Consider the following 17,710-nt stretch of genomic DNA (forward strand, 5'->3'; position numbering starts at 1 on the left):
TCGACAGGCTCGGAATGATGGGGGTATAAGCATTTCTTTCCTATATATTATACCATGGCGCATGTGCCGTTTTCCCCATCATTTCGACCGAAGCGCGGTCACGCGCGTAGCGGAGAAATCAAGGCGATAGCCGCACCAAGCACAGCTTGGATTTCTGTCGTGTGTGGACTTTGACCGTTTATTGTGTTTACACCCGAATAAATGCGTTACGTTAATGTGATAAGCGTTATGACTTGACACCTTTGCGGCGGTTCGCCTGGATTCCTCGACAGGCTCGGAATGATGGGGGTATAAGCATTTCTTTCCTATATATTATACCATGGCGCATGTGCCGTTTTCCCCCATCATTTCGACAAAGCAAGCCGAGGCGTGCACGCATTTTCTCACCCATCATTTCGACCGAAGCGCGGTCACGCGCGTAGTGGAGAAATCAAGGCGTAAGCCGCACAAACAACTAAAATAAAAGGCTTGCGATAATCGCAAGCCTTCCGTCATTTTACACTTTTTCATTTTTATTATTATCTATGCGTGGGTCTGCCGCCTCTGCCGCTCGGCGGGCGGTGGTGGTGCATAGGCGACCCGATCGGTCTGCGCCGTGCGTGCGCCGACGGTCGGCGTTTTGCCGCGGGGCGAGCGGGCGCGGCGACGGCGCGCTTTTTGACCGTCGGGCGTTTGGGTTCGATAGTGGGCGACGCGGCGGCGGCATTGCTCGCGGGGGTCATGACGTATACTTGTTTGTCTTTAATGGAATAGAACACGCCGTTGGCGAGCGGGATAAACTCGCCGCCGAACGCCGCGCCTTGTCCTGCGACGGGCGCAATGTCGCGCGATTCGGACATTTGCACCATTTCGGGACGAATATCTTTAACGTTGTTTTCCGCTTCTTTCTGGCGGCGATCGAGTTCTTTTTCGCGGTCGCGCAAATCTTTTTCCAAAATTTCGCGCCGCATGCGGTCGAGCTCGGTTTCCAGTTTGCGGTATTGGTCTTGGTCGGGGTTGTAGCCGTACCCGTGCGGCGGCGGGGCTTGAACGTTTTGTTGCGCCGCGCCGTTGGGATTTTGCGCGAGCGATACGGTCAGTTTGTTCACAAGCTCGCGCATGCCGTCGAGCTCGGATTTAAGCCTATCGACTTCCTTGACGGCATACGGGTCGGAAGTCGGCGCGGGCGCGGCGTTCATTGCGCGCGCCGCATTGACCGCTTGCGCTTGCATTTGCGCTTCCGCCGCGGCTTTTTGGGCTTGGAGTTGCGCCTCTTGCGCCGCGCGTTGCGCTTGTAATTGCGCCTCCTGCGCCTGTTGCAACATTGCCTGCGCCTGCCGCATCATTTCGCGCGCGGCTTGCGCCTCCGCGTCGTCCCGTTCGCGCGAAGCTGTGCGATCGGGTGCGGACTGCATTTGCACGGCTTGCGCCGCTTGCGTGACCTGCGCTTGTATCTGCGCGGCTTGCATTTGCGCCGCCGCCTGCATTTGTGCTGCTTGAGCTTGCTCCATAATGCGTTGCGCCTGTTCCATCATTGCGCGCGCCTCGTCTGTCACCGCATTGGGCGCGGTCGCTTCGACGGGCGGGGGCGTAACGGGTTGATCAGCTTGCTGTGCGGGCGTTTCGGCAACGACGGGCGGAACGTCCGTCGGCATGACTACAACAACGGGCGGAACGTCTGCGGGAGCTTCGGGCGCGACGGGCGCGGCGTTAAGAATATCGTCGAGCTGTTTATCGAGCGCGTCCGCGTCGGGCACGGCTTGGGGCTGTGCGTCGTCCGCGAGCATGGCGTTCATTTGGTTTTCGAGGTCGGTTATTTCGCCGTCGGACAAGCCGTCGGGCTTGGCGTCGTTATCTGATTTTAACAGGTCGTCGAGCATAGCGTCGAGGTTGACTTCGTCGGTTGCGTGGGTAGCGGCAACGACGGGCTCTGCGACGATGACGGGTTCCGCCATAAGCGCTTCGAGTTGCGCGTCGAGGTCGGGCGCGGGATCGGGCGTCGCGGGTTGCGCGGAGTTATCGCCGTTAATAAGCGCGTCGAGCTGTGCGTCGAGTTCTGCGGCGGACGGCGCGGCGGCGACTATAACGGGTTCGGCGTCGGGAACGGGTTGGCTGTCGTTATTCGGCATAACAATAATCGCGTCGAGCGCGTCGGGCGGACTTGTACCCTCTATCGTCTGATTGCCGAGGTCGGAATTATTGTCTTTTAAGTTTGCCATACTGATTCCCGCGTTTTATTATTTTAATACATTATATAATACAATATTCGGCGGGTTTTGTCAATACTTTTAAGAATGTTTTGATTTTCGCGCGGAGCGCAAACGCGACTTCGCGGAAGGCTCCAAAAAGATCTCGATTTTTAAGTCGGTCAATCTTTAATTACATCGCCGTATTCCTTGAAAAAAGAATGAATTTGTGCTATTATTTTAAATTGCAAATAGAACGACTACCAAGAAGGTAAAAGATGACTTTGAAAAAAATTTTTATTGTAGACGACGATGTTTACATCGGCGATATGTTGGAAGAAATCCTTACAAAAGAAGGGTATTCGGTTTCACGTGCGTATTCCGGTACGGAAGCGGCATTGTTGCTTTCGGTGAATAAACCCGATCTCGTTCTTCTCGACTTAATGTTGCCGGGGTTGAGCGGAGAAAAAGTTCTGGAAAAAATCAAAGATATTCCCGTTATCGTAGTAAGTGCGAAAATCGATGTAAACGACAAAGTAAATTTATTGCTCGGCGGCGCGGCAGACTATATAACAAAACCGTTCGATACAAAAGAATTGCTTGCGCGGATAACCGTACAACTTCGGGATAAAAAGTCCGAACGCACGATAGCTCCTACTGTCGAATACGACGATATAGTTCTCGATACGACAGCGCGCCGAGTTACGGTAAATAACCGAGAAGTGCATTTAACGAGAACGGAATACGCAATATTGAAAATACTTATGCAAAGAAGCGCGCAAGTTGTAACAAAATCCGAACTTATGGACGGTATTTGCGAAGATACGCCCGATTGCACGGATAATTCGCTTAAAATTCACATTGCCAATTTGCGCAAAAAGTTAAAGTCGATTACCGATAAAGACTACATCGATTCCGTATGGGGGATCGGATTCAAACTCAAAGCCGATTAAATCTTTACCGATTCTTTACTGCTATCTTTACCGTTATCAAAACCGTTGTTTGGTAGACTCTTAAACATAGGAGGCATTTTTATGGAATATGTTTTACAAACAAACGCCGTAAAAAAATATTACGGCAACTACCATGCTCTGAACGGACTTACTATGCGCGTCCCCAAGGGAAGTATTTACGGTTTTGTAGGCAAAAACGGCGCGGGCAAAACGACGCTTATTCGTCTTGTTTGCGGATTGCAACGACCGACGGACGGGGAAGTGAATATTTACGGTATCGGGCATGAGAACAAAGAAATTTTCAAGGCGCGGCGCAGAATGGGCGCGGTCGTGGAAACCCCGTCGATCTATCTCAATATGACCGCGGAAGAAAACCTGAAAGAACAATGCCGTATTTTAGGGATGCCGTCGTTTGACGGAATCGCAGAAATATTGCAACTCGTAGGTTTGGAAAATACGGGTAAAAAGAAAGCAAAAAACTTCTCGCTCGGTATGCGTCAGCGGCTCGGCATTGCCGTCGCTCTTACGGGCAACCCCGATTTTCTCGTTTTAGACGAGCCCATCAACGGACTCGATCCGCAAGGTATTATCGACATAAGAGAACTGATTTTGAAACTGAATCGCGAGCGCGGTATTACCGTCCTCGTATCCAGTCACATATTGGGCGAGTTGTCGAAAATAGCAACGCATTTCGGCTTTATCGACAAAGGCAAAATCGTAAAAGAAATGAGCGCCGTACAGCTCGATAACGCTTGTCGTAAACGCATCGAAATAACCGTTAGCGACGCTAAAATATTGAGTCGCGTTCTCGATGGACTGAATATCGAATATTCGGTAAAATCCGATACCGAAGCGGAAATATTCGGTGAAATAGGCGTAACCGAGTTAACGCTCAAATTGCACGACGAGCATTGCGACGTAAAAAGAATGTGCGAACATAGCGAAAGTTTAGAGGCTTTTTATATCAACCTTTTGGGAGGGAGAAGCAATGAATAGACTTTTGATTGCGAATTTCATGCGTGTAAAAAAGAATAAACTGTTTTGGGCTTTATGCGGCGTTATGTCGCTTGTATCTTTGTTTATGATCGTCAATGCCATTGTAAATAACGATTCGCAAATCGACAATGCGATATGTATGTTCGTTATACCCGTCGAAATCGCCGCGGCGGTCTTTATAAGCATCTTTTTCGGCACGGAGTACGGCGACGGCACGATACGCAATAAGCTCGTCGTAGGACACGACAGGCGGCAGATTTATTTTGCGAATTCGATTACGGCAGCGGCAAGCGGATTGGTACTGTCGGCGGCGTATATGTTGCCAATAATGATTTTGGGCTTTCCGGCAGTTGCATTACCTACGGTCGAAGCCGTTAAAATTGTCGCTGTCGGGGTTTTAACGCTTTTCGCGTTTTGCTCGTTGTTCACTATGGTGAGTATGATTTATTCCAATAAAGCGGGCGCAACGGTAGTAAATCTCGTGCTTGCGTTTTTACTGCTGATTGCGGCTTCATGGTTGTGCGCAAAGTTGATGGCTCCCGAATTTTATACGGCGCACGGTACGGGCGACGGATCGGAATACGTGCGCAATCCCAACTATGTAAGCGGCATTGCAAGAACGATATTGCAGACGCTTTGCGATTTATTGCCAAGCGGACAAGCGATGCAATTTTTAACGGGCGTATCGAGTCCTTTGTGGGCTTTGTCGCTGTACTCCATGGGCGTTTGCGCTGTGTGTACAGCCGCAGGTGTGGTCGTATTTTACAAAAAAGATATAAAATGAAAAGGTGAAAAATTGTGGTTTGGCTTTCGGTTATTTGTTCGATATTGTTGCTTTTGGCGGTATATCTTATTGTCAAGATATTTCTGATTAAAAAAGATATCGCAGGTATCGACCGCGAATTTAACGAAAAACTGAAAGCCGACACAAACACTTTGATTACAGTTGACGGTAAAGACAAAACGGTTTGTCGTTTGGCGGCGGATATAAATGAGCAGTTAAAGGTTTTGCGAAAACAGCGTCTAAAATACGAACAAGGCGATTTGGAACTGAAAAGCGCCGTTGCAAACATTTCTCACGATCTCCGCACGCCGCTTACGGCTATATCCGGTTATTTGGAATTACTCGAAAAGGAACAAAAAAGTCAAGATGCGGAACGCTATATAGGCATTATAAAAAACCGCACGGAAACGCTAAAACAGCTCGCGGAAGATTTATTCCGCTATTCCGTGATTACTTCGCCCGATTATGACTCGCCCAAAGAACGGCTCTCGGTAAATTCCGTTTTGGAAGAATGTATCGCATACCACTATAACGCATTTCGGCAAGCAAAAATCATACCCGAAATTCATTTACCCGAAATTACGGTATATTGCAATATGAACCGAGTTGCGCTCAACCGTATATTTTCCAATCTCATAGAAAACGCAATAAAATACAGTAACGGGGACTTTTGCGTCGAATTAAACGACAAAGGCGAAATCACTATGTCAAATATGGCGTCCGAGTTATCGACAGTAGAAGTAAGTATGTTGTTTGACCGTTTTTATACAGTCGAAAACGCAAAAAAATCAACGGGACTCGGCTTGTCGATTGTAAAGATATTGGTGGAACAAGTCGGAGGTACAATATATGCTAAATATGCGGCAGGCAAATTGATAACTTGTATTTGTCTGCCGTTGGCAATTTAAATAAGTCGGTTTCCATAAAAACCGCTTTTACCGTCATTTGCGAGTTTTATCGCCGCGATTGAAAATCGACGACGCGTATTAGTTATACGGGTTAGCGTTGCGCTTTTTCGCGCCCGTTTGCAATTGGCTTAAATCTATTGACACGCACCCGCGGGTGTGTTACAATATTATTACCGCGTTTGCGGGAAACGATAAGATAGGGGAAATGATGAAACGCAGTAAGATCGGTATAATCGTTGCAATCGTTATGCTGTGCCTCGCTTCGGTCGGGTTGTCGGCTTGCGCAAAAGAGCCTCGCCGCTTTGCGACGGGCGATCCGCCCGAGCACGACCGTTTGCCGTCCGTAACGGCGTTGAAAGCGATCGGCACGTCGGACGGAGTTATAGCAAGCTGGAACGCCGTGAGCGGCGCGACGGAATACGTCGTCATCTGTTGCGGCGGCACTGCCGTCACCGCGCAGATGACGGTAAATCTGTCGAAATGTACGGAATTCGTCTTGCCCGACGACGGGGAAATAACGATTACGGTCGCGGCGCGAGCCGAGGGATATATCGATTCCTTACCGACGTCGATAAAATATGTTATGGAGGTCAAACAGTTGCGCAGCCCCGAAATTATTGCATTTAACAACGGCGTGATTGAATGGAAAGCCGACAGCGGAGTTTCCACCTTTATACTTAAAATTAACAATGAATTCGTGTCCGACGCGTCGGATTATTATTATCACACCAACAAGTACGACACAAAAAACCTCACCGTTGACAGTCGAATAGACATTGTCGCGGTTGCGGGATCGGGCGAGCGCGACAGCGCGCCCACGTCGTTTATGTACAGCGCGGCTAAAAAGCGACTTACGGTATTGCCCGTGAGCGAGTACGAAATCGCCGACGAAACGCTTAAATGGGGCGCGATAGGCGGCGCGGTTGCATACCGCGTGGTCGATTTGGATTTTAATGTTACCACCGTCGAGGATACGTATTTCGACATGTCGCGCAAGAACCTCGTTTACGGCGTTTATCCCGTAATGAACGACGATGCGCTTATGGGCAGCGCGGAAATCGCGCCGACTTCGATCGGGTACTTATCGGGCGGCGGCACGGCGCAAGACCCGTACTTGATTAAAACGCCGTTCGACCTGCGCGCTATAGATTATTACGAACTGCGGCGGAGCGAAACAAACGGCGTGCGGCGGTGTTATCGCATAGAGAACGATATGGACTACAACGCCGTTGACGCGCTTGAAAGCGATTCCAATATTTACACGTTGCGCAAACCGTTCAACGGCACGCTCGACGGAAACGGCAAAAAGCTGTCCAATATCCGAGTCAATTACGACGGCGGGTTCTGGGCGTTGTTCGAGTTTTTAGAGCGCGGCGCCGTCGTTACGAACATCACTTTTGACGGCGCGGAAATTTACAACCGCGTTCAGGACGACGAACACCCGCTCAACGCGTCGATTGCGACCGTCGCGTACATGAATTACGGCACGGTGTCGGGCGTTACGGTCGTCGGCGCGCAGTATACCGCAATGGGCGGCGAGGTGTGCGGCATTGTCGCGCATAACTACGGCACGGTCAGCGGTTGTTCGGTATCGGGCACGTTCGCGCAGGCGGGAACGTCGGCGCTCGGCGTTGCGGGGTACGAAATGGCGGGCGTGGTGCTCGAAAACCTCAACGGCGGCACGGTCGAGGATAACACGGTAGGCAGTCTTACTCTGCGCGGCACGGGCGGAAATATCCGTTCGGCGGCGGGCGTTGTGTCCATAAACCGCGAGGGCGGGATTGTGCGCAACAACAGCTATACTTCGGTCGTTATCACGGGCATGGCGGCGAGCGGGTCGGAATACGGCGGAGTTACCGCGTACTGCGCGGGCACGACGACCAAGGGCACGGGCAAGCTCGGCACGTTCACGGTGGGCGGCGTTGCCGTCACGGTCGAAACGGGCGGCGCGGACGGGCGCGGCAAGCTCGTTGGTAAGCGCGGCTAAACGCGGACATCGTCCGAACATATGTATAGGGGAAAATGATGAGAGTAGAACATATAAAACCTAAAATGCGCGCGCGAGTATATTTCGCGTTGATTGCGGCGATTTTGGTCGCACTGCTTACGGCGGTAGTTACCGCCGTGTGTATGCGCGTTCGACCTGCGGATGCGGCGGGAACCGCGAAAATAACTATTCATATTTACGATCCCGAACAGCATTACAATGTCGCGGGTTGGATATGGATGCCGAGCTTGGACGGCGCGGAATACAAAATATCCGAGACTGCGGCGGCGGGCGAGCAGTTTAAAAAGACGTACACGTACAACAACAAACCGGAAACCAATGTCGCGCGGACAATGACCGTCAACGTCACGGAAGCGCAACGCATTGCGCTCAACGATGGGTCTGCGGAACTGGGCATGCTCATTTGCGGAGCTACGGGCGCTACGCAAGGCGAGTTTTGGACGCGGTACCAAAAGGAAACAGGCGACGTTACTGTCAATCTGAAATCGTTATTCGGCGGAAACGAGGCGCATGTTTACTATATCCGCAGGGATTCGACGGTTTATACCGATATAGAGGAGGCGAAAAACGCTTTGAACAGAGTAATAGGCGTGCGGTTTACGAAACTCACAGCGTCATCGACGCGAATAGAATTCGAGTCGGCGATACCTTTGGTTGGAACGCAAGTATCAGTGTATAAAGGCAATACCGAGCTGGGCACGGCGGTAGCCGAACAGCGCGGCGAGGAAAAATGCGCGAGCTATGCCGAATTTAACGCGCTCAACAGCGGGAACTTCGATTTTACCGCCAATTACGTATTAAAACTGACGGTGGACGGCGTAAAGACCGAACTGCCCATTTTGAATATCGCGTTGCTCGACAGCGCGGAGTTTATCAAAAAGTACGAAACGGCGGACGCGCAAAACCTCGAATACGGCGCGCTGTACACGTCTACTTCCACGACGTTCAGGGTGTGGGCGCCCATTGCGACCTCGGTCGGGCTTAAACTTTACAACGACGGACAGAACGGCGACGCGTATTCCGTACTCGCGCTTAAAAAACGCGTGCAGAGCGGCGGCGCATGGAGCGGCGTTTGGGAGCTTACCGTTGACGGCAATCTCGACGGCAAATATTATACTTATGTCGTGAGCAATTACGGCGCGGAAACAGAAACGATCGACCCGTATGCCAAGGCGTGCGGCGCAAACGGCTTGCGCGGCATGGTGGTCAACCTCGACGGAACGAACCCTGCGGGCTGGGCGAACGACAAGCACCTGTACGCGAAAAATCCCGCCGCGGCGGACGTGCCTATCGTATGGGAAGCGTCGGTCGGCGATTTCTCGTCGTCGTCCGATTCGGGTATGAAATACAAGGGCAAATACCTCGCGTTCACCGAGCAGAACACGACCGTGCCCGGGACCAACCTTAAAACGGGCATAAGCTACTTAAAGGATTTGGGAATTACATATGTGCATCTCAATCCCGTTTACGACTTTGCGACCGTGGACGAAACGGAATTAAACAAAGCCGACAACACAAAAGACAACTTTAACTGGGGTTACGACCCGCAAAACTACAATATCCCCGAGGGTTCGTTCTCGACCGACCCCGCCAACGGCGCAGTGCGAATAAACGAGTTTAAACAAATGGTTATGGCGTTGCACAACGCGGGTATCGGCGTCGTCATGGACGTCGTTTATAACCACACGTACTCGACGGGCGGGCAGGCGTTGCACGACACCGTGCCGTTCTATTACCACCGCACCGAGTCGCGCGGTCAGTTTACCAACGATTCGGGTTGCGGCAATGCGACCGCGTCCGAACGGAGCATGGTGCGCAAATATATAATCGAATCCATACTGTACTGGGCGAACGAGTACCACATAGACGGGTTCCGTTTCGACCTTATGGGCATACATGACAAAGTCACGCTCAACGCCGTGCGCGCCGAACTCGACAAACTCGACAACGGCAACGGCAGAAAACTGCTTATTTACGGCGAGCCGTGGTCGGCGGACGGCACTTATGTAGCCGATTCGTACAAATTGCGTATCGAATCGACCGCCGAAGCGATAGCGGGCACGGGCAAGTATACGCAAAACGCCGATAACATTATGGTAAAACTGCTGTTCTCCTCGGCGAGTAACGGTGACGAGAACGCGCTCAATCAGCTCGACCCGCGCATTGCGGTGTTCAACGGCAGCGGACGCGACGGCTTGCGCGGCGAGTGTCGCGATCGCGCCCCGACAAGCGGTTGGGTAAACGGCGCGCCCGGCGACCTCAAACGCGTGCGGCGCATGCTCGAAGGCGGCATAGGCGGGTATGCGGAAGGCTTGTACACGGGCACGGGCTCGCGCAACGTCGCGTATGCGGCGGCGCACGACAACTATACGCTGTGGGATCATATCCGCGGCGCAAAGCACGGCAATCAGCCCGCGCTGTATTACGACCATGCCGAAACCAACGACGTTAAGCGTTGCAAGCTGGTCGCGTCGGCGTACATGATGAGTACGGGTATAAGTTTCATGCTCGCGGGCGAGGAAATGGGCAGAACCAAGTACGGTAACGAAAACTCGTACAACTCCCCGTCCAAACTCAATAGAATAACATGGTCGCGGCAGAGCGAGTTCGCGGAACTTTACGCTTACTATAAAAGCCTTATAGCTTTACGTAAACAGTACGCACCGCAACTGTTCTCTTACGAAAAGTCGATTACGCCGTCGTTCAGTAGCGGCAGTTTCGACACAACCGATTATCAAACGGGACGGTTCGTGTTTACCCGCACCAAAAACGGCGCGACGCTCACGCTCGACCTCGACCCGTCCACGCTGTCGGGTTACGTTAAAATCGGCAACGACAGACTCAATGTGTAGTAAGTAACAAATTAAAATTTAATAATGAAAAAAATCAAGGCTTGCGATTATTTCAAGCCTTGATTTTTTTGTAAAGATAAAAGATAATAGTTGAAGAAGTTTTGCTCTGCGCAAAACTTGATTAGATATATATAGAAAAAAAATGCTTATACCACCCATCATTCCGAGCTTGTCGAGGAATCCAGGCGAACCGCCGCAGAGTGAAGCGGCATTACAAACACCCCCATCATTCCGAGCTTGCCGATTGAGCGGCGAACCGCCGCAGAGTGAAGCGGCATTACAAACACCCCCATCATTCCGAGCTTGTCGAGGAATCCAGGCGAACCGCCGCAGAGTGGATAAGCCGTTACGCTTGTCACATTAACGTAACGCAATTATTCGGGAGCAAACACAATAAACGGACAAAGTCCACACACGACAGAAATCCAAGCTGTGCTTGGTGCGGCTAACGCCTTGATTTCTCCGCTCCGCTCGCTGACGCTCGCTTCGGTCGAAATGATGGGAGGGGGATAAGATAATAAATAAAAGATAAAAGATAAGAGTTGAGGAAGTTTTGCTCTGCGCAAAACTTGATTAGATATATATAGGAAAGAAATGCTTACACCCCCATCATCCCGAGCAACGCCGAGGGATCCAGGCGAACCGCCGCAGGGTAGTAAAGCTATCCACACAACACATATTCGGCAAGCACATTCCTTTACGGGATTACACGTTTTTTGAAATTTGTGACATTTAAGGAAAATTCCCTTCGCGGCGCGCCGTTTTTATGTGTTTTGCACAAAAATAATCGAATTTTATCTAATAAATTTTTTAAAAAAGTATTGACATTAACGTTAATGTGGTCTATAATGCAGTTATTAACGATAATGTTTCGGGAGAAAGTGGTCACATCGGAGGGTGTCGTTAATTTCGGGGGCGTATCGTATCGACGGTTTTTGCGTCTAAACGGATATGCAACACGAAGGCACGGCACGTCGCATTGAACGGCTTTCGAGCGAAGCGGCTCGTTTTTCGCGTTTTTGTCAATGCGCGCGAGGTGTGCGGGCAGTCGCGAAACGCAGGTAAGTTGCGGCGGGCGATTTTCGCTCTTACAAACTCTATACGGTCGCGGCGACGCGACGCAACATCGATAATAAGCTCCGAGGCGAGCGAATTATAAAAATTTCAAGGAGAGAATTATGACAAAGACTAAAAGACGGTTAATGATGGGGCTTGCGCTGTGCATGAGCGCAATCAGCGTCATGCCGCTCGCGGCGTGCGGCAAGGACGAACTTCCTCCGGAGGCAAAAAATCGTACCGTTGTTAAATATCACTACGGCTTCGACGGCGACACGAAAGCGGTTTACGAAAAAGCTATTGCAACATACAACGAAACGCAGGGCGTAACAGATAATGTTTGGATTACGGGCAAGCCGTATGCGGGCAAAACGGACAACAACCTCGAATCCAAGCTCGCCAATCCGCGCCGCGAATGTGAATACAACATAATTCATCTCAACGACAACCAGTTTAAGGACTATTCGACAAAGGGTTATCTTTTGTCTTTGGACAGCTATATGACCGACGAACTGAAAACGCGTCTGGACATAGAGAATATTCCCGAAAGCCATTTAAACAGAGCCAGACTTACGCCCGAATTGGTCAAGACGGACGTAAACAGCGCCGGGTATTATCTTGCGGGCAAGGGCGCACAGCAGTTGGGCTTGCCTGTTCAGAACGACATACATATTTTGTATTACAACGCGACCGCTATGAAAACGGCGGGCATTAACATTATTTCGTGCGAGGAGAGCAAGCTGGGCACGGAATATCCCAAACTGCAACCGCACGGCTATGCCGAATATCTTGCGGACGCAAGTCACCCCGCGCCGTTCGAGGGCGCGACCGCAAGCACCAACGAAGCGGGCGACAGCGTTTACAAAGTGTTTAACAACAGAATTCCCATGAGCTGGGAAGAGAACCGCTTGTTGTCGCGTTTGCTCATCAATCAGGGCGGATTAAACCCGAACACGGGCGCTAAATACGGCTACTGCTCGGAGTGGTGGTTCTACTACGGCTTTTCCGTCGGCGGCGACTGCGTGGGCTGGGACGAGAGCAAAGACGAATACACGTTTACGATCATGGACACAAATCCCAACTGGTTGGCGACGGACACTCTTACTATAAACAATAATACTTATTATGCGGGCGACGTGCTGTTGCACGAGGACGCGACGGTAATCAATACCAACTCCGCGAAAAAAGCAGAGCTCGAAAGCAAACTTCACCAATTCCCGTCGCAGTACGACGCTATTTTGGAATTTGTGCGCTTGTCGCAAGGCACGGGCGCGCAGTCGGACACCGACGTATACGGTTACGGCATTGCGCAAGACCCCGACGAACCGCGCACGGCGGCGTTCACTTCGGGCAAAAACACGCCGTTGCTTGTAGAGGGACTTGATCAAGCCATAAGTTTTTCGACTACTAACCTCGACTGGGATATGGCGCCCGTGTGCCAGTGGCGCGAATATAAAGGCGGCAGCACGTATATGACGGACGGATCCGACAGCAATTACGCAAAGGACGCGTTTGCCAAAGAACATCTTAAAGTAATAGGCAAAGAGTACGACGGCGTCGTGTATACGGGCGAGCTCGATAAAGCCGCTAACGGCACTCCGTATGTCGGCAGATCGACGTCTTCGGGCAGTTCGATCACCATGGCGGTGCCCAAAAATTCCGACAAAAACGCTTACGAAGCGTCGGTCAAATTTATGGCGTGGATGGCGGGTCCCGAGGGTCAGAAAATACTCATGGAAAGCAACGCCATGATACCCAATCAGCCCTCGCTCGGCATGGCGGACGAATTTGTAAACAGCGATAAGAGAGTGTGCGACAACCAATGGGCGTTGGCTTACCAATTCCAAGGCATTGACCTCGGCGATTACGACTACTTCCAGTCGCAAACGTGGATCAACAACTGGTCGGACGTGTTCAACAAGCAAGTTCGTAAAGGCACGAGAACGCTCTCGTCGTTTATCAGCTACGTCGCGCCGGGATCGGGCGGCAGAACGATACAGCAAATTGCAGATGCCAACTTGGAGGCAATGAACATCTACATGTGCGGGAGGTAAAGCATGAGTTGGAGGGCGAATACGGCGACGGCGGACGACGATGAACGCGCCGCAATAGCCGAACGCAATCGCAAACGCCGCAGAATGGCGTCCAAGGTTGCCGAAAAAGGTTACGCCTATCTATTTGCACTGTTACCGTTAATCGGGTTTTGCATATTCAGCATTGCGCCCATTATCCTGTCCATAAGGACGATGTTTTGCGACGTTAAGCTGTACAATCCCGACGCGCCTATGATTTGGAACGACTTTGGCGGGTTCCGCATGTTGTTTGACAAATCGTATTCGAGCCAAGCGACGGTGCATGTAACGGCGTTGTTTGAAAAGTCGATACTTATAACGTTTTGGATAGCGAGCACGCAAATAGTAACGCTTATAATATCGTTTATAATGAGCGTGCTTATTGCGCAAAAGCTGCGCGGATCGAAAGTTTTTCAAGTTCTGTTCTTTATTCCGTACATCTGTTCGGGCGTTGCGGTCGCGCTTATGTGGCGTTGGATTTTCGCAAAAGACGGCGGTATTATCAATTCGATACTCGGTATAGAAAAAGACTGGCTGGGCGACGGCGATTCGCTTACGTGGTGCATTATTATAGCCATAATCTGGCAAGCGCCGAGCTACGGCACGGTTATGTATCACGCGGCGCTCGGCAACATCAATCAGTCGTTGTACGAAGCGGCGTCGCTCGACGGCGCAAACGGCGTGCAAAAGGTAGTGCATATAACGATCCCCGCGGTCGCGCCCACAACCTTTTATCTGCTTATGGCGGGTATATCGGCGGGACTTTTGACCTACGACATTGCGGCATTGATTGTGCCCGACGGGTGGGGGTCTGCGGTCGGCGGCGACGACAATATGGGCTTGACGTTGATACGGCTTGTGTTCTATCTAATGAGCCCTACGATAGCGAACGACCCGAAGTTCGGCGGCGAATACATGTCTGCGGCGGCTATAATAAGCTGGATACTGTTCCTCATGACCGCGACGCTGTCGATCATCGTCTACAAAGTAAGAAACAGGAGCTTGGCAAATGCATAATTCCGCGATAATGGATAATAACGCCGAGTTCGGTATTTCTTCGGCGTTCGAGGAAGCGCCCAAAGCGAAAAAAAAGCGGCGCAAATTCCCCGTAAAGAAAGTAATATGTTACACACTGCTCGTGCTGTACACGGTGTGGCTGTTCTTCCCGATGCTAACGATATTTATAACGTCGTTCACTCCGTCGGAACAGATAGTCACGTCCGAATCGTTTGTGTGGTTGCCCAAATTCACTATCGAGCCGTATAAACAGATATTCACGACCGACCTGTACATAGACGAGGTGGGCATGCCCGGGTTATTGCTCGGCTTTATCAACACCATGTGGATGACGCTGTTGCCCGTAATTGTCGGTTTGTTCGTGTCGGGCGTGTCCGCCTACGCGTTCAGCAAAATCAAGTTTAAAGGCAAGGAAATTCTGTTCGCGATAGAAATCGTTATAATGGTTTTCCCGCTCGGCGCGTTCGGCGTAATCACGCAGATATTCTACTATCAGTTGGACTGGGTGCCCGGCGTACTGCCGCTTATTATCCCCGGACTGTTCGGCGGAATAGGCACAATGTTCTTCCTGCGCATGTACATGGACGGCATATCCGACGGCTTGCTGGAAGCGGCGAAAATGGACGGTCTGGGCTTTTGGGGCATATTCTTTAAAATCATGTTCCCGCTTGCGAAGCCCGCATTTATAGCGCAGTTTATATTCGGCTTTGTCGGCGGCTACAACAACTACATGACGGCTTTGCTGTATTTGAGCGGCGAACCGAAGTTTGTAACTCTGTCGCTGTACCTCGGCGAAATTACGACGCTGTTCAACAATAAAGGCGATTCCAATATCCACTGCGCGGCGGCGGTTATGGGCATGTTGCCGCTTATAATCCTGTATATCATCATGCAAAAATACTTTATCGAAGGCGTGGCAATGGGCGGCGAAAAAGAGTAATTTTTCGGTCGCTGCAACAATAGGCAAGAATTCACGGCAGACAACGCTCAACAGCAAACATTCCCGTTCGGCGGCGGCAATTCGCTTATATGTAACCGGTTTATAAGCGTCTTGCCGCAACCGCGCGGCGCCAACAAAATCAAATATCGGTTCAGGAGGCCTGATATATGAGGAAAATGAATAAGATAGCCGCAGTTACGCTCGCGGCAATTTCCGCAATGGCATTTGTCGGTTGCGGCAACGAAGCGGCAGCCCCCGCGTTCGCTTTTTATCAAGGCGACAGGGTGGACGCGGCGACGGGGAAAATGGAGTTTTCCACCGACCTGTTTTACCGCAACGACAAAAAGAATAACGGCGCGGCGGACCCCTATGTTTTGGACAACACGACGCGCGACGGCTACTACTACATTTTTACGACTAACGGATATTTTTCCACGTCGCGCTCCAAGGACCTGGTCACGTGGGAAGAAGTGGGTCCCACACTCAATGCGTGGTCGGCGGATTCCGAACTCCTCGAAATAGTTTGGGAAGATATTTGGGCGCCCGAAGTCGTGTACGACCCCGATACCGAACTTTATTACATGCACTTTTCGGCGTCGCCGCGCAACTCGTCCACTATGGATATGTTGCTCATGGCGGCTGTGTCCGAAAACCCTTACGGACCGTATGACGTAGTCAACTTCCTCGACCCCGAAAGCTGCGGCGAGGAGAACGTTCATGTATACGACGAATCGTATTACAACGAACCGATGGCGAAGTATTTGTTCCTTAATCCCGAAAAGCATTACGAATTTTCGACGACGCAAACGGGCAAAGGGCGCAAGTACCCCGGCGCGATAGACCCGCACGCATTTGTGGACGATGACGGCAAAAAGTACCTGTATTATGTGGATAACATAGGCTTAAACTTTATTACCGTCGTGGAAATGGAAAACTGGCTCAAACCCAAGTGGGAGACGGCGCAGCTTGTTACCGCTACGCGGTTCTGGACTGTGGAGGATTTTAAAGCGTACAAAGAAAACTCGACAATCCCCGCGGACGGTTACGTTACTTACGAAGCGCTTAACAACACCATTAACGAAGGCCCCGTTATGACCAAGCATAACGGCAAGTATTATCTTACGTTTTCGATTAACTCTTACGAAAAGAGTGATTACGCCGTGGCGCAAGCCGTGGCGGATAGCCCGCTCGGACCGTTTCGCAAACTGCGCGAGGAGGAAAACGGCTTATTATTGTCGTCGCTGGCGCAGGGCAGTAACGAAGTTTCGGGATCGGGGCACCACTCCTTTATAACGGCTAACGATCAAATGTACGTTATTTATCACCGTCACGACGACTTTGTTACCGCGGGCGCGGCGCGTAACCCCGCCGTGGACGAAATAGAATGGGTAACGATAGAGGACATCAACGGCAAACAGATTGACGTTATGTATGCCAACGGTCCGACGTGGAACGTTCAACCGTTGCCGTTCGGCGAGTACCAAAACATAGCGACCGAAGCGGCGATTACGGGCTTGGAAAAAGACAACGCCAAGTATCTGTTTGACGAACTGCTGTCGGTGTGCAAAACCGATACCGACTTCCATGTCAAATACGTAAACGAAACAATACTCACAAAAACAACGACCATTGCGTTTGACTTTGCGTCGCCGCGCAAAATCCGCGCGGTCATGCTGTACGAATCGAAGTTCGAGGACAGCGTGTTCAAGACGGCTACCGTCTACCTCGACACCGCCGACGGCAAGACCTACACAATGAATCTCAAACTCATGGATGAGTTGTATGCGTGTAACGACTACTCGGGCGAAATAGAGTACGTTCAGCCGGGCGCGGCTATATTTGCGGAGTTCGCGCAAACGGAAGTAACGCGCGTGCGCGTGACCGTGCCCGTGGAAAAAGATCAATCGCAAGTAGGGATTTCCGAAATCCGTATACTCGGTTTGGCGGAGGGCAAATAAC

At 51.1% G+C, this 17,710-nt stretch carries 11 protein-coding genes; 10 read left to right on the forward strand and 1 reads right to left on the reverse strand.

Annotated elements, in window-relative coordinates; all coding sequences use genetic code 11:
* Positions 1–518: 518 nt before the first annotated feature.
* Positions 519–2,198 carry a hypothetical protein gene (locus NFR57_RS07170; RefSeq protein ID WP_251183162.1) on the reverse strand — a complete coding sequence of 560 codons (1,680 nt, stop codon included), beginning with the start codon at positions 2,196–2,198 and terminating at the stop codon, positions 519–521.
* A gap of 245 nt (positions 2,199–2,443) precedes the next feature.
* On the opposite strand from NFR57_RS07170, the gene NFR57_RS07175 reads away from it, so the two are divergent.
* From NFR57_RS07175 to NFR57_RS07220, 10 genes are all read left to right on the forward strand, one after another.
* The gene (locus tag NFR57_RS07175) at positions 2,444–3,118 is read left to right on the forward strand and encodes a response regulator transcription factor (RefSeq protein WP_251183163.1); all 675 of its coding nucleotides are present in this window, start codon (positions 2,444–2,446) and stop codon (positions 3,116–3,118) included.
* 81 nt (positions 3,119–3,199) lie between these two features.
* Positions 3,200–4,114, forward strand: a complete 915-nt coding sequence (locus NFR57_RS07180) for an ATP-binding cassette domain-containing protein (protein WP_251183164.1) — start codon at positions 3,200–3,202, stop codon at positions 4,112–4,114.
* Entirely contained in the window at positions 4,107–4,898 is a 792-nt protein-coding gene (locus tag NFR57_RS07185; protein ID WP_251183165.1) for an ABC transporter permease subunit, read from the forward strand. The genes NFR57_RS07180 and NFR57_RS07185 overlap by 8 nt, the downstream gene beginning before the upstream one ends.
* 14 nt (positions 4,899–4,912) lie before the next feature.
* Positions 4,913–5,806: a sensor histidine kinase gene (locus tag NFR57_RS07190; protein WP_338022275.1), complete on the forward strand. Its 894-nt coding sequence runs from the start codon at positions 4,913–4,915 to the stop codon at positions 5,804–5,806.
* Between the two features lie 205 nt (positions 5,807–6,011).
* Positions 6,012–7,793 (forward strand): hypothetical protein, encoded by a 1,782-nt coding sequence (locus tag NFR57_RS07195; RefSeq protein WP_251183166.1) that lies wholly within the window; start codon positions 6,012–6,014, stop codon positions 7,791–7,793.
* A 35-nt stretch (positions 7,794–7,828) separates the two neighbouring features.
* Positions 7,829–10,666 carry an alpha-amylase family glycosyl hydrolase gene (locus NFR57_RS07200; protein ID WP_251183167.1) on the forward strand — a complete coding sequence of 946 codons (2,838 nt, stop codon included), beginning with the start codon at positions 7,829–7,831 and terminating at the stop codon, positions 10,664–10,666.
* Between the two features lie 1,178 nt (positions 10,667–11,844).
* The gene (locus NFR57_RS07205; protein ID WP_251183168.1) at positions 11,845–13,776 is read left to right on the forward strand and encodes an extracellular solute-binding protein; all 1,932 of its coding nucleotides are present in this window, start codon (positions 11,845–11,847) and stop codon (positions 13,774–13,776) included.
* Between the two features lie 3 nt (positions 13,777–13,779).
* Complete coding sequence (locus tag NFR57_RS07210; protein WP_251183169.1) at positions 13,780–14,811, forward strand: carbohydrate ABC transporter permease; 1,032 nt, start codon at positions 13,780–13,782, stop codon at positions 14,809–14,811.
* 10 nt (positions 14,812–14,821) lie between these two features.
* Positions 14,822–15,751 carry a carbohydrate ABC transporter permease gene (locus tag NFR57_RS07215; RefSeq protein ID WP_251183170.1) on the forward strand — a complete coding sequence of 310 codons (930 nt, stop codon included), beginning with the start codon at positions 14,822–14,824 and terminating at the stop codon, positions 15,749–15,751.
* A 167-nt stretch (positions 15,752–15,918) separates the two neighbouring features.
* Complete coding sequence (locus tag NFR57_RS07220; protein ID WP_251183171.1) at positions 15,919–17,709, forward strand: family 43 glycosylhydrolase; 1,791 nt, start codon at positions 15,919–15,921, stop codon at positions 17,707–17,709.
* Position 17,710 lies beyond the last annotated feature (1 nt).

This window comes from Anaerocaecibacter muris, from assembly GCF_943192945.1.
Classification (GTDB): Bacteria; Bacillota; Clostridia; order Christensenellales; family Pumilibacteraceae; genus Anaerocaecibacter; species Anaerocaecibacter muris.

Coding starts and splice junctions, on each gene's coding strand:
- NFR57_RS07205 (WP_251183168.1), top strand. CDS start 11,845: ATGACAAAGACTAAAAGACGGTTAATGATGGGGCTTGCGCTGTGCATG.
- NFR57_RS07170 (WP_251183162.1), bottom strand. CDS start 2,198: ATGGCAAACTTAAAAGACAATAATTCCGACCTCGGCAATCAGACGATA.
- NFR57_RS07200 (WP_251183167.1), top strand. CDS start 7,829: ATGATGAGAGTAGAACATATAAAACCTAAAATGCGCGCGCGAGTATAT.
- NFR57_RS07180 (WP_251183164.1), top strand. CDS start 3,200: ATGGAATATGTTTTACAAACAAACGCCGTAAAAAAATATTACGGCAAC.
- NFR57_RS07185 (WP_251183165.1), top strand. CDS start 4,107: ATGAATAGACTTTTGATTGCGAATTTCATGCGTGTAAAAAAGAATAAA.
- NFR57_RS07220 (WP_251183171.1), top strand. CDS start 15,919: ATGAGGAAAATGAATAAGATAGCCGCAGTTACGCTCGCGGCAATTTCC.
- NFR57_RS07210 (WP_251183169.1), top strand. CDS start 13,780: ATGAGTTGGAGGGCGAATACGGCGACGGCGGACGACGATGAACGCGCC.
- NFR57_RS07175 (WP_251183163.1), top strand. CDS start 2,444: ATGACTTTGAAAAAAATTTTTATTGTAGACGACGATGTTTACATCGGC.
- NFR57_RS07195 (WP_251183166.1), top strand. CDS start 6,012: ATGATGAAACGCAGTAAGATCGGTATAATCGTTGCAATCGTTATGCTG.
- NFR57_RS07215 (WP_251183170.1), top strand. CDS start 14,822: ATGGATAATAACGCCGAGTTCGGTATTTCTTCGGCGTTCGAGGAAGCG.